Source organism: Paraburkholderia jirisanensis (assembly GCF_054782355.1).
On the sequence record NZ_BAAGSQ010000030.1, the window covers coordinates 368,640 to 382,432 of the forward strand.

7 protein-coding genes are annotated in these 13,793 nt (G+C 60.3%); all 7 read right to left on the reverse strand.

What is annotated here, in order from left to right; all coding sequences use genetic code 11:
* Positions 1 to 10: 10 nt before the first annotated feature.
* The 7 genes from ACYVNQ_RS31530 to ACYVNQ_RS31560 all read right to left on the reverse strand — a co-directional run bounded on the left by ACYVNQ_RS31530 (position 11) and on the right by ACYVNQ_RS31560 (position 13,744).
* On the reverse strand, positions 11 to 2,323 hold the full coding sequence (locus tag ACYVNQ_RS31530) for a xanthine dehydrogenase family protein molybdopterin-binding subunit (protein ID WP_460908398.1): 2,313 nt from the start codon (positions 2,321 to 2,323) through the stop codon (positions 11 to 13).
* Positions 2,324 to 2,348: 25 nt separating this feature from the next.
* On the reverse strand, positions 2,349 to 2,858 hold the full coding sequence (locus tag ACYVNQ_RS31535) for a (2Fe-2S)-binding protein (protein WP_460908401.1): 510 nt from the start codon (positions 2,856 to 2,858) through the stop codon (positions 2,349 to 2,351).
* Between the two features lie 290 nt (positions 2,859 to 3,148).
* Complete coding sequence (locus tag ACYVNQ_RS31540; RefSeq protein ID WP_460908403.1) at positions 3,149 to 4,876, reverse strand: ShlB/FhaC/HecB family hemolysin secretion/activation protein; 1,728 nt, start codon at positions 4,874 to 4,876, stop codon at positions 3,149 to 3,151.
* A 203-nt stretch (positions 4,877 to 5,079) separates the two neighbouring features.
* The gene (locus tag ACYVNQ_RS31545) at positions 5,080 to 5,292 is read right to left on the reverse strand and encodes a DUF6572 domain-containing protein (RefSeq protein ID WP_460908405.1); all 213 of its coding nucleotides are present in this window, start codon (positions 5,290 to 5,292) and stop codon (positions 5,080 to 5,082) included.
* Positions 5,293 to 5,652, reverse strand: a complete 360-nt coding sequence (locus ACYVNQ_RS31550; RefSeq protein ID WP_460908407.1) for a colicin immunity protein — start codon at positions 5,650 to 5,652, stop codon at positions 5,293 to 5,295.
* A gap of 35 nt (positions 5,653 to 5,687) precedes the next feature.
* A complete protein-coding gene (locus ACYVNQ_RS31555; RefSeq protein ID WP_460908410.1) occupies positions 5,688 to 6,137 on the reverse strand; it encodes a hypothetical protein in 450 nt (149 codons plus the stop codon).
* A gap of 17 nt (positions 6,138 to 6,154) precedes the next feature.
* A complete protein-coding gene (locus ACYVNQ_RS31560; RefSeq protein ID WP_460908412.1) occupies positions 6,155 to 13,744 on the reverse strand; it encodes a two-partner secretion domain-containing protein in 7,590 nt (2,529 codons plus the stop codon).
* Positions 13,745 to 13,793: the final 49 nt, after the last annotated feature.

Here is a 13,793-nt window from a genome sequence, read left to right on the forward strand (position 1 = left end):
GAAGGCTTGCCTACACCGTCATCGCCTGCCTGGCGAACGCTGCCTTCAGCACTTCAGCCGTAAACGGCACGCGCCGGAATCGAATACCCGTCGCATCGAATAGCGCATTCGACAAGGCCGCCGCCATCGGTCTGCTGGCGGGCTCGCCTGCCCCCGAAGACGGATGGCTCGGATGGTTGTTGACCATCACGATTTCCACCGCATCGGGGACATCCGAGATTTCGGCGATCGGGTAAGTGAGCCAGTCGACGCTACCGACGCGATGACTGTCGAAGCGCACGCTCTCGTACTTGGCCCGGCTCATGCCCATCATCAGATTGCCTTCGATCGTGCCGGTCAGGTTGCGCGGATTGATCACATAGCCGCAGTCGTGTGCGACGACGAAGCGCGTCACATGAAACTCCCCGGTATCGCGATGCACCTCTATCTCGGCGATAAGTGCCACTGTGGTCTTGCCGCGTGGTGCATAGGCAATGCCGCGGCCGGTCACCACATTGCCGGATTGTGGCGGCCTCGGAGAAGGCCGTGATTGCCAGCCGGCCTTTTCAGCGGCGGCGCGGATCACGCCTTTATCGCGTTCGTCCTTCAGGTAGCGCAGGCGAAACTCCACAGGGTCGGCTTTCGCGGCAGCGGCAAGTTCATCGATAAAGCATTCGCTGGCAAAGCAGGTCGCCATGCCGTCCGGATCGCGCAGGTGAGCGGTACGCAGCCCCGTGCTCAGCGAGCGTTCCCAGTCCAGCAGGTCGCTGCGCCGCCGCTTGTTGTCGAATTGATAGTGCTCGTCGGCTAACTGGAATGCCTCCGCACCGCTGTTGCGGAAACCGCCGATCAACTGCGCGGACAACGTATCGCCGGCCACTTCGGTACCGGCTGGGCGAATCTGGCTTGAATACCCACGCGCCAGATATGAAAACGCCACCACCTTTCCGTCGCGATCGAGCGCACCCTGCATACGGAAACTGGTCGGCGAACCCTTAGGGTCCCAGCCTACCGCATCGGCGCGCATGTATTGCACGCGCACGGGCTGGCCCACGGCTTTGGAAAGCAGCATCGCATCCATGGCCGCGTCGTCGGCATCGTTCATCCCATACGAACCGGGGCCGGGCATCCACGTGACGCGCACCTTCTCTAAAGGCATATTGGCCATTTGCGCCAAGGCCCGGCGCAACGGGTAGGGCTTCTGACCCGCGGCCCAGACCATCGCTCGCTCGGCGTTGACGTCGGCGACCGCGCATCCCGGTCCCATGCTCGCATGCGAATGGAACGGAAAGTCGTAGTCGACGGCAAGCTTCGTGTGCGCGCCGGCAATCGCCGCATCGACATCGCCTACGCTCTGTGCGGTCTTCGATACCACTTCGCGTTCGCTGCGCAAACGCGCATACAGCGCATCGTAGTCGGGATCGAATGCAGCGGCAGGCTCTGTCCACTTGATCTGCAAATCGCGGGAAACCTTGATGGCTTGCTCTTCGCGCTCGCATACCACGCCCACGAAGTTGCCTTGCGTGACGACCGCCACGAGGCCGGGAAAGTTTTGGCCGCGCGGCACTTCGACCAGTTGCGCGCCGGCCTGGGGTGGCCGGATCACCCGGCCATGCAGCATGCCAGGCAGTTTGAGATCGACCAGGTAGTGATATTCGCCGCGCGCCTTGGCGGGGATATCCATGCGCGGCACCGGCTGCCCGACTACGCTGTAGGTAGCAGGGTCCTTGAGCGGCACGTGTTCGTCGACCGTCACGTGAAACTGGTCGCCGCCGACGAGTTCCCCATAGCTGACACGTTTCGTCGCATCAGCCTTCGACTGTACGACGCCGTCGCGCACCGTGAGCTGTGCTTCATCTGTCTGCAGGTGTTGCGCCGCCATGCGTACCAGCGCTTGCCGGGCTCGCGCGCCCGCGCGCCGCAGCGCCTTGCCGCCATCTTCGATACCGTTGCTGCCGCCCGTGCCACGCTGATCGACCGTAGTGGCGGTGTCGCCCATATTCAGCGTGACGCGCGACAGCGATACGTCCAGTTCTTCCGCCACAATTTGCGTGAAGGCCGTGCTGATACCCATGCCCGCTTCGATCTTGCCGACGCTGGCAATGACGTCGCCGTCCTGGGTCACCGCAATCCACGAATCGAGCTGATTGGGCGGCAGGGTAGCAGGCCAGGGCGCGCTGTGCGGCTCGAGCGGTGCATCGGGCGGTACGCCGTTTGCCACGACGTTTGCCCGCTCCGGCGCGGTGGCCGCACGGGTGAGCGTGGGCCAGGCGAAGGACACAATCAATGCGCCGCCCGTGCCGAGGAACTGGCGCCGCGAAACCTTTAGCGAAATATCCGACATATCGATCTCCAGGTCCGGGTGGGCATTACGCCATCGCCTTGGCGGCACGTTTAACGGCGCGCAGGATCGCGATATGGGTTCCGCAGCGGCATTTGAGTCCGGTCAGCCCGGCGCGAATCTCGGCATCGGACGCATGCGGATTCTGTTTGAGGAACGCCGCGCTGTTCATGATCCAGCTATTCATGCAGTACCCGCACTGCGCGGCCTGCTCTTCGATAAACGCGTGCTGTACGGGGTGCAGTCCGTCGATACGCTGTTCGGCCGGCACGGTTTGCGCGAGGCCTTGCAAGGTGGTTACCTGATGGCCTGCCACCACGGAGACCGGCAACACACATGAGCGCACCGCGGCTCCATCCAGATGAACGGTGCACGCGCCACATTGCGCGAGGCCGCAACCAAATCGCGGGCCTGTGAGATTCAACTCGTTTCGCAACACGTATAGCAGCGGCGTATCCGGCGACGCTTCTACAACGTGCGCTTTGCCATCCACCGCGATCGTGAGCGCGGATGCACTTTGCGAGGAATGTGCTGACATGTGAGGCTCTCCTTGAATCGTTCTATTTATAACAAGGTGCTTTCTGTTTGCTAACGGCGGGCTGTTCGCGTACAGCCTCTCGCCAAAAGGGTGTCTCGGCCCCGGGTTTCGTGGCTCTAAGCCTCCCGTAAGCCCCTCAAGCGATATTTACCAGACGGGAAGTATGCACCCAAGCGTGTTGGCAGTGTCAAGTGTCGACACACGTAGTGGGGGCCGCATTCAGGCGGAAATGGAGGCGCCAGTCGACTGGATCAGTCCGTCAATAGTCGGGATGATTTGCTTTTCGCGCGTCAGAATCTGGCCGCTACCTGAACGCCGACTGTCATTCGTGATGTCACAAAACCTGTCGGCTTATAGATCGGCGTGCCGGCAAACAGGTCATATGTCACATCGGTGTACTTCACCGGTATGCCGCCGCGAATGCCGATGAACGCACCCGCCAGTTGCGTTCCTGCCAGTGCGGCCGTGTTCGGCCCGAACACGCGCCCGTAGTCGATCCCCGCATACAGCGTCTGTCCCGTGTGGAACACTGGCCATTGCAGTTCGTTGCGCCAGTAGAAACCGCGCTCGGCAGCAAGCATCGTTTCGCCGTCGAAGCCGCGCACCGTGTACCGGCTGCCGATAGTCAGGTCGTCGATATAGAACAGCGTGTCTTTGGTGAACTGGCCGTGTACCGTTCCAACGTACTGAAAGCCCTGGCCGGAAATCGCGAACGGCACTGACAGGTTTGTGTCGAGTACCGCCATGTGATAGCGGTAGGTTGGGCCGTCTCGATACGGGTCGGCGGTCGCGCCAAATCCGCCGATGCCTTGACGATAGGCGAGCGTGCCGTCGAACTGCGCCGCACCGAAATAATGGCGGTCCGTTGCGCCCAATTCCAGGAACGTGTTGTTGCGCGCCTGGGTGGGGATGTTCGTGTCGTCGAGGAAGCTGTCGCCGAAGCGCTTCGATAGTTGAACATAGGCGCCAAGCACGTCATTGTCGTTACGCGAGACGATGCGCGCGAGCTTCAGCGCTGCCGTCTGCGAGTTACCGCTGAAGACGAAGGTCTGGTTCACCCCCGCGATGTTCTGGTAGTACGTGTTCGTGTTGCCCGAGAGCGTCGCGGTCCAGTAACCCCAGGGAATTGAATACGAACCGTTGAAGCCGTGCGAGCCAAGCGACTTGTTGCCGAAAGACAAGTCCTGGTTCGCACCCGCTGTGAGGATGTCGTTCAGGCCAAGCGGGTTGTCGATACCGAGACTGACGTTGCCTTGCCATCTTCCCGTCGACTCCGTGCCCGAGTTATCGACAGACGCGACGAAGGTCCACGGCTTTGCACGTTTGACGGTCAGGATAACGTCGCTTTCACCCGGTATGTCCGTGGGCTGGATTTCCATGCTTACGTCCTGACTGTTGACGCGCTTCATCTGCTCAAGGCCCTGCTCAAGGTCGCGCAGGTTCAGCAGATCGCCGCCGCGTGCACGGTAGGCAGTCTTCCATGTTCCCCAAATCGACGGGTCGATGAAGCTGATATTGCGCACGATGCCGGGCACGAGCGTGAGCGTCAGATTTCCGCGCGTCACGTCTTGTGGCTGCACGAGCACGCGGGTGGTGAGATAGCCGCGGCTTAGAATCGCGCGCTGCAAACTTTTAGTGAGCGCATCAATGCCTTTCTTGCCAACACATTGCCCCTCGTAGTGGTCGAGCCACTCGCGTGCGAACGAGAATGGGTCAAGCGGCAGAGCCGATGCGCCTTTAACCTTCGTTGCTGCCGGCAGGGATTCAAGCACGTTAAGCGAGAACGTGTCGATGCGATAGCATGGCGACTCGTGTGGGAGTTCGGGATACGCTTCGGTTTTTGGCAGGTCCGAACGCACGACAGGAGCCGATACCGCCGCCTCCCGTTGCTGCGCGTCGCGCCGCTGCTGCTGGTTTTGTTCGGTTTCTATGCCGCCCAAGATTTGCGCCGGAACATTGGGCGCGAGAGTGACCAGGGCTGTGAGCGGCAGAGCCGCCAGCCTCATACTTACTTTCATTGCGAGTGCGTTTTATGATGACCAAGTCGCTGCGGCGCAAACCCATTTACCAGGTTCGCGCGCAGTCAACAGTCAGGTTGGATTTATCGAGGCGTGAATACCCTGTACAACAATTCGAAACCTGCGGCCTGAACGATCGTCTTTGCCTGCTCAAAAAAGCGAACGCCGGCGACGGACAAAGGATATTTGGCGACAAGTTCAATTTAAAATCTACAACCCTTTGAATTGGGATTGTTTTCGTAGACTTGGCCGCTCTCCAGATAGACCAAATAGGTGTTGATCTTGTCCTGGAGCAGAACAAGATGGTCGTGTTCTGCCTCATCCCATCCAAGGTGATCGGAAATCGCTGATCGCACGATGCCGTTGGGGGTATCGATGCCGACCACGTCAATGACGTTTGTGTCGAGAATAGACATTCATTTTTCCCAACCCGTGATGGGTGGGGAGGTAACGATAAACGTATCGTACTCTGATGGCTCTGACAGAATGAACTGAATGGCTTCCAGGTTGTTTTTATGCGCGGCGTCGATATCAATCGGTGGATCGGCGCCATCCCAAATACAATCTACGCGGGCTTCAAACCCATGACTATGCCAGATTCCACCTTCTATTCGAACAACGAGAAGCCCACGCTTCGCTGCTTGCTCACATACAGCTATTGCAGCTTGCGTGGTCAACTTCATAACCACGTTTCCATGCAGGGAGAAGTAGTCGTCGGCATCCGCATAACGCTTTGACCAATCAACGGCCATATTTCGCTCTCTGTTCGAATTCATGTTCCTGCATTCAATTGAACGCCAGTGCAATATGTTTAGTGAATATCGACGACCAGGATCGGATCTGGATATTTTTCGATTGCAGTCGTGTCAATAAAAAATTCGCCTGGCCTTTTTAGGTGAAAACGAAAAACACTAATATCACCAAATTCGCCATTTTCTTCGTAACTCAAGATTGCGACAGCCTGAGTTTTGAAACTGGTCTTCCATGCCTCAATAAATCGCAGCACAAACAAGTGAGAATTTATAAAAATCTGACTTTCGCAATAATCTTCCAGATGAAGCTTGTTGATCATGCATTCATAGCCGGTCAGATCACCATATGCGTGCTGAACGAACTCGATTGCAGGAATATTTTGCTCGGGAAAAAGAGATGAGAAGAAAATGCAGTCATCTATGCGTTTGAATCCAGCGCTCAGCAACGCGTCGAGCTTTTCTGGCAATATACAAACAGAGTTTGAATGCTGTTTGATAAGATTTTTCATTGATGAATTTAGTAGCATTATTTTGCTCCAAGGTATCCGTTCAACGCTTTGCTGATAGCCTTCGAAAAAGACGGATCTTGCAAGAGATTTTGTACGTTTCGAGGCGCAAGATCGCCGGTTCTTTGATCGAAAAATACCTGCGTGTTGGGATCGTAATAGTATTTCGATCCGCCGTTGTCTTGGTAATGAATCTGCCCCGGACGAACACCCGGCGCTGGATTTTCAACGTCAATACGCTCTTGACCTGTGCCTTTCCACACAGTCTTACTTGCAACCCGTGCTCCATCCGTACCTAACATCGTACCTTGATAGCTGGTCGCATCAATGCCCTTTTTGAATGCTGCAGCGTCTCCCATTGCCGCCGCCTCTGCGTCGGCCACCGCGCCTTTGCCAACGCCCTTAGTGACAAGCGCGGCGGCAAAGAACTCGACCGCAGGACCGATTTGATCACCAGATGTGTAGGGTAAACGGGCCGAATCCAGCGTGACATAACCGGGATCGTTCGGAGCAGCAAATGGGCCACCATTCGGCAAATTGATGCCCATTTCCGCGAGAGTAACGAGCCCATTCCAGACACCGGCACCAGTGTTCTTGGCATTGTCAATAAATTCGCTTCCCGTACCACCCATACCTTTTTCATTTCCCGTGCTCCGGTTGTACAGGTCAGCATTCGACGCAGCAAACGCGCCTGCCGTGCCTGCACCCATGATCGCGCCACCGAGACCCGCCAGTACGTTGGCCGCAATATTGCCCGCAGTCATCGAGCCGGTCGCATCGCCAACCGAGTCCGCAACTCCGTTGATCTTGCCGGCAAGAATTGCAGCCGTGCCTGCGCCGACCGCCCCTTGGGCGGCGCTACCAATGCCTCCACCACCCAGCCCTGCGACGAGCGCACCGCCCGCTACGTGAAGGCCGACGCGATTCGTCCCGCCTTCATTCCACGAATCAGCCACGGCCTGGTATTGCGCAGCAAGGTCGGTATTGCCCGTCGCCTTTGCTGCGTCGGCCTGATCTTGTGCCGCCTTCTGCTGCGTGTCGGCATACGCACCGATGCCTTGAGCGACCGATTGAGCAGCAGCTTGCGCGGCCTGCATCGTATCGGCCTGCTGGTTCAGAATGCTATTCACATCTGGCGTGTTCGCCACCTTGTCGTTCGTGTCGGCCGTGTCACGGCTAAGGCCTGCGACATCCTGCGTCTGGCTCGAAGCATTCGTTACGTTGATCGTTCCCGCACTAACGGCGCTGCGCGTCGTCGCGCTCGTATCTCCGCTTTCGTTCTGCGTCATCATCGGAATCAGGCCGCCCGAACCACCGACCGAGCCGGGCCCGCTCGCTTTCCCCGTGGAACCGATACCGCCGCCCACGCTAAGACCGTTGCTCGTCGCGCTGTAGTGCGAGTGGTTTTCGACATCGCTGAACGTCAGCGTGCCCGTGGCAAGCGTGTTCTTCGACGCGTCCGCCTCGCTCGCGATCACCGCACCTTTAAGGTCCGTGTTGCCCTTGACGCTGATCGCAAACCCACCATCGCCCGACCGGATGCCGGCCTGTTCATTCACGCCCGCATAGTTGCCATCCGCGTGACCATTCTGCGCACTGAAGCTCGCGCTGCCGCCGCCCTGACTGATCGTGAAGCCACCGCCCGCGCTGCTCTGATGCGCGGCGCTGTTCGTCACGTCCTGCACGCTTGCGACACTCAGATTGCCGCCAACGTCAGCGACAATCTGCTTGCCATTAATCTGCGAGCCGATGATGTTCGTATCGCCGCCCGAGATCACCGTGACGCTGTTCGTGCCCGCGACATGCGACGCGTTCTGGATCGACGCATCACTATTCGCATCGCCGTGCGCATTCGCCATCGCCGCGGAAACACCAAAGCCGCCACCGACCGTGTACTGCACGCCAATGCTCGCGCTACTGGAGCTGTTCGAGCTACGAGTCGAATCGGTGTCCGTCGTATTGATGACATTGACCTTGTCCTTCGCGGCGAGCACAACATCATTTGCGCTCACGTTCGAGCCGGCGATGGTTACGTCGCCGCCCGTCGCGAGGAATGCAGCGGTGCCCCCTGCCTGCACACTGGAAGCCCGCTGGGTTGCCTGATCCTCCGACGACTGGCTTTGGCTCTTGCTCGATCCGATGCTGACCTTGATGCCGATATCAGGCTTGCCACCCGCAGCCAACGATGCCGCTCCCGCGCCGACTATCGCAACATCGCCAGCCGCCGCGATACTGTGCAGTACCGCCGCGCGGTCGTTGCCGCTGCTGCTCGAATGACTGGCCGCCCGCGTTTCCGAATACGCGTTATTGATCGCGTCACCCACCGAACCCGCCAGTCCGATCGTCAGGCCGCTGCTGCTCGTTTTCTGCGTCTGGGCCTGATGCGCGGTATCGGTCGCAGCATCGATCAGCACATTGGCTGCAGTGCCCGTCAGGTTCTGGCCAGCGACGAGGTCGCTGCCCGTGACGTGCAAGGTATTGCCCGCCTGGATCGAGAGGTTGCCGTTGATCGACCCGACCGTGCTCGCATTGCTGGTGACGCTTGATTTCTGGTCGGTCGTCGCAAGCGTGTTGGTGCCGACCGTAAGGGTCAGGCCGCTTGTGCCAAGGCCCGTGCGCTTCTCCTGATAGGAGCCCGACGACTGCATGGTGTCCCGCGACGTGACGATGTTCACGTCATGCGCGGCACTGAGCGCAACGTCGTTTGTGCCGACAATGGTGCTGCCCGTGACGTTGATATCCTTGCCGCTCGCGATGGCTACGGCATCGGCGGAAACCATGCTGCCCTGCGAAAGCGTCGTCGTGATTTCGCGTGAACTATGCACTTCCTTGCCGCTCACGACATTGCTGTGCTTGTGCTGTTCCTGGGAGTTTTCGACGTGCGTTTCCATCGTCGCGCCGATGTTGACGTTCCCCGCTGCCGCAAGGGTCGCCGTCCCCTTGTCGAGACCGATCGCGCTGCCGGTGACGTTGATGTCCTTGCCGGATACCACGGTCAGGGAATTGCCCGCGTTGAGCGTCGTTGCCGTGAGGGTATCGTCGGACCTGTGCAGCGATTCCGAGTAGCTCCCGTGACTGTCGCTGCCAGAACTATTGCTATCGGTAGTCGAAGTTGCTTTCGCCGCCTGAAGCGTCACGTTGCCGTTTGCCGCGAGCGTGCCTCCACCAGCAAGGTTCAGGCTCGCGCCCGTCGCCGTCAGGTCACCCCCGACACCAATCTGCGACACGCCGCCGACGTTCACGGAACTGCCGGTCGTCTGGTTGAAACTGGTATTCGACACGCCGTTCGCGCGCTCAACCACCTTGTGCTCGCCGGTCTGCACCGAGCCGATGTCGTAGTTGCCACCCACGGCCATGCCGAGGTTGCCACCGACATTCAGGTTGCCCGCGTTCTGCTCGACATCGCCGCCAGTGCTGATGACCGCGTCGCCCTTGACGTTCACGTTGGCGATGGGGCCGAGCGTGCTCGTGGTGCGCGTGGCGCCCGTCGCGCTGACCTGGTCAACAGTCTTCACTGCCGTATTCAGCAGCAGGTCGCCACCAGCCTTCAGCGCCAGGCTGCCGGCTTTCACGGTCGCTGAAGTGAGGTCGACGTTGCCCTTCGTCGTCAGCGACATCAGCCCGCCGCTTTGCAGCGTGCCGAATGCGTTGCTGATCTGGTTGCCCTGGATCGATAGCGTGTTGCCCGCCTGCACCGTGCCGCTGTTCGTGAAGGTCCGCGCGTTCTGAAAATCGATGTCGGTGGCGGCAATCAGCGGACCGTTCATGTTCTGCTGGCTCGCTCTGGCGAGATAAATGACCGGCACGAGCACGGACTGACCATCAACAACTTCGGTCTGCATGATGACGATGTTGCTGGTAAGAGCCGCCACCTGTTCAGCCGACAGACTCATGCCGAGCGGCAGGTTCAGCGACTGCGCGAGCGATGCACCTGCTGCAAGTAGCGCCTCGTACATCGACTGAAGATCGGTGTACGGACCGAGCACGGCCTTGCCGGTGAGCGCGGTAATCTGGTTGCGTACGAGCTGCTGCTCGTAGAAGCCATCGCCGAGACGCTTTTCGGTGGTCTGCGGATTGAGGCCAAGCTGTCGCAGGTAGTAGTCGCTGGAGACGAACGTCTTCTGGTTCGTGAAGGCCGGGTTCGTTTCAACCAGCCAGCTCGCACCTGGCGCGGTCGCCGGACCGAACAGCCCGCCCTGGGGAACTGTCAGGTTTTGCAGTACGTTCTGCGCCGTCGCGTTCGCATTGCCGCTCAGGCCATTGACATTCACCCCCGACATTGCCTGCCCCGGAGCAAGTCCGATAGACGGAATGCCAGCATTACCGGCCGTGTTGTCGATACTGATGCCCGAGCCCGACAGTGCGCCGCCCGCGACAAAGCTCGATTCGTAGCTCGGGAGCGCGTAATAGCGGATGTCGGCCGGCGCGGCCTGCGTGTAGCCGCCAGGCCTTGCGCCAACGAATGGCGCATCGCCAAATGGCAATCGCCAGTCGTGTTCGGTGTTGTCGTAGTTGTTGTAGTGATATTCGCCGGAGTACGTGACCCGAACATTCGGCGCTGTCTGGCCCTGCCAGCTATTCTGGTCGAGCGAGACCGGCGCGGCGATGTTGCCGGCTGCCGCGACCGCACTCCAATAGTTCTGGAACAGGCCCACATTCGACGCGTCCAGATTACCCCCGGCGATGATCTGCGCCTGCGGGCTGATAGACGCGATCAGATTCGCGACCACCACGCCTGTGTAGGTCGTGTACTGGTAGGTCGAATTCCATTGGCCTCCGTGCGGAGGCTCGGTATAGACGCCGCCGATGCTGTTCGGGTCCTGGACGCCGACCTGTCCTGTGCGGCCCGAGAGACTGATGTCGAGCTCGTCCAGTAGCGTTGGGTCCACCGGCTGGTTCAGGCCGGTCGTCGTCATCGTCGTGCGCGTGTTCGTGACCTGGCTGGCGTGCAGTTCCATATCGGCCGCCGATTCGATCAGCCCTGACTGGTTGCGGATCAGGCTCGCGTGGGTGTAACTGCCGTCCGTATTCTTGCCACCCGCCAGTACGACCTTGCCGAGACCGTATATCGCGGTTGTTGCCTGCGTGTCGGTCGTCGTATCGCCGTCGCGGTTCTCGATGTCATGCGCAAGCAGTTCGAGCGTGCCGTCGCTGTCCGTCGCGCCAATGAGCGCGGTCGGCCCAACGTTGGATATCGCGCGGTTCGCGTTGAGCGAGACGCTGCCGCCAACCATCGCACCCGTGTTCTCCAGCGTGTTCGAATGCGTCGTGAGCGTGCCGCCCGCCATCATCAGGCCTCTGTTGGCGATATCGCCCGCGTTGATGCCCAGGTTGTTCACCGCCTCCAGCGTCGCACCGTTGCTGAATGTGCCCGGCAGGGTAAAGCTCAGGTCGTGACCCGCTGCGAACCGCAAATCGGGCGTGGGCGCGAAATCACCCTGTACGCGTATCGCTACGTCATTGGCCGCGCTGTAGGCACCGCCACCCGTGAGCGCTGCGGCATTGACAGACAGGTCATGTGCCGCGGCAATCTGGCCGTTCGTGTTCGTCAGCGTGCTGTCGCTCGCGAGCGACAGCGACGAGAGCGACCGAATCGCGCCCTGTGTGTTGTTCACGTCGCCCGCGACGTTCGCCACGATATTGCCCTGCGCGGCAAGCACACCGCTGGTGTTGTTCAGGCTGCCGGCTCGCGCGGCGAGTTGTCCCGCAGTGTTGATCTGACCGCCAACGTTCGAGAAGAAACCCACACCATTGCCCGGTGCAATCGTCAGCGTGCCCGTGCCCGCATCGAGGATCGTGCCGCCATCGTTGATGAGTGTCCCTGGGGCAAGTGTCAGGTCGGTGCTGTTGGTCTGAAATGTGCCGCCGTTCGAATTGTCGAACGTGCCGCTGACGGTGAAGCCCATCGGCGACACGCCGTATTGTGTAATTGTCCCGGCGTGGTTCAGCAGGTCTGTCGCATTTAGCGCGAGCTGATTCGCCTCGATGTCGCCGCCGCTGTTGTCGAGCGTACTGCCGGTTGCGACGGCGAGGTCCGGCGCAACAATCGAGCCGCCGTTGTTGGCCAGCGATCCGCTCTGGATCGTTGCGCTCGCGCCGGCGGCAATCCGGCCGCCACGATTGGACAGTGCGCCCGCCGTGACGGTTTGCCCGCTGCCCGAGGACAGCACGCCGTTGTCGTTCGTGAGCGTGCCGTTCGCGCGCATTTCAAGCGTACCGCCTGCGGTCGTGGTTGCGCCCGACAGGTTCAGGTCTCCACTGTTCGCCGCGAGCGCTATCGTGCCGCCGGCTGACGTAGTGCTGCCGGAGAGATTGAGCGTCGCGCCGCTCACGTTCGCATTGCCGCCCGCCACGTTGCTGCCGGTCGTCGTGACCGCGCCGGAAGCACTCACGTTCAGGTCGCCGGACTGCGCCAGCAAGCCGTCGCCGTTCACGCCTGACGCGAGCGTGCCGGTTGAATCCACCGAGGCAGCGCTGATTGCCGTGTTCTGCTGCGCAGCAACCATACCGCTGTTCGCCAGCGTGCCGGACGTGTTCAGGCTGACGCTCTGCTGTGCGTAGGTCGTCCCGCTGTTGTCGATGCCGTCGCGCGCCGACGCATTGACGTTGCCGCTCGCACTCGACTGGCTCGCGAGTTCCAGCTTGCCCTGTGCGGTCAGTACGAGGTCGCCTGCATTTGCCGCCACAACGCCCTTGAGCGAAACACCTACGCCCGCCTCTGTGCCCACGAGGAAAATGCGATTCGCGTACATGCCGCCGAGCTGGCTGACGTCGATCGAAACATACGGAGCAGGACCGTCACCTGCAATGGGTGTCGCATTGAGCGTGTCATGGTCGATGCGGTTGGCGCCCGTGACGACGTTCAGGTTCTTCGCATGGATCGCCGCATTCGCTTGCACGGCACGCGACAGTAAATCGACCTGGTCTACATTCGACGCGTTCAGCCCGGCGCCGTTGACGGTGATGTTGCCGCTTGTGACGTTAAAGCCGGAGATTGAGCCGTCCGCCGCATAGTTCGGCGCGCCCGTTGCCAGGATTGCGCGGCTCGTGTTGATGAATCCGCCGCCGTTGACGGAAATGCCTGACGGATTCGCAAGAATGACTTCTGCCCGTTTTCCCGCTACTTCGAGATACCCGTTCAGCTGCGAGGCGGTCGGGCTGTTGACCTGGTTGACGATGATCTTCGCCGACTGTCCCGCCGCGAAGTTCGGGTTGCCGTTGATCATCCCCGCCTGCTGCGTCTGCACGATCACCGGTGAGTTGTTCAGGATCGCGCCTTTCTGCTGCACGTCGAACTGGTTGTACGTGTTGTCCGAAACGCCCGCGCCGGAAGGCCGGTTGATGTTGACCTGATCAAGCCCGTTGGGTGTCTGGATGACGTTCGGCGCGTGTGCGCCACCTGCAACGACTTGCGCGAACGTGAGCATGGGCGCGATTGCCAAAAGCGCAGCGGGCAAGAGGCGCCGCAATGGCAGATAAATTCCCCGCCTACCTGACACTCGCCCTGTAGTACGCGTCTCACCAGCTTTGCTCGCAGCCGCAGCCGTCTCCTCAACGGCCACCAGCATGTCGCGTGAGCGACTATAGACTAACCGGTAATAACGATTCATCAACCCAACCCCGCCGGAGACAAGCTGTCAATTCTTGGGGCGCGGGGTA

What these genes read in the sequence shown, in the direction of transcription:
- ACYVNQ_RS31530 (WP_460908398.1), bottom strand. Translation starts at nt 2,323, where the DNA reads ATGTCGGATATTTCGCTAAAGGTTTCGCGGCGCCAGTTCCTCGGCACG.
- ACYVNQ_RS31535 (WP_460908401.1), bottom strand. Translation starts at nt 2,858, where the DNA reads ATGTCAGCACATTCCTCGCAAAGTGCATCCGCGCTCACGATCGCGGTG.
- ACYVNQ_RS31540 (WP_460908403.1), bottom strand. Translation starts at nt 4,876, where the DNA reads ATGAAAGTAAGTATGAGGCTGGCGGCTCTGCCGCTCACAGCCCTGGTC.
- ACYVNQ_RS31545 (WP_460908405.1), bottom strand. Translation starts at nt 5,292, where the DNA reads ATGTCTATTCTCGACACAAACGTCATTGACGTGGTCGGCATCGATACC.
- ACYVNQ_RS31550 (WP_460908407.1), bottom strand. Translation starts at nt 5,652, where the DNA reads ATGAATTCGAACAGAGAGCGAAATATGGCCGTTGATTGGTCAAAGCGT.
- ACYVNQ_RS31555 (WP_460908410.1), bottom strand. Translation starts at nt 6,137, where the DNA reads ATGAAAAATCTTATCAAACAGCATTCAAACTCTGTTTGTATATTGCCA.
- ACYVNQ_RS31560 (WP_460908412.1), bottom strand. Translation starts at nt 13,744, where the DNA reads ATGAATCGTTATTACCGGTTAGTCTATAGTCGCTCACGCGACATGCTG.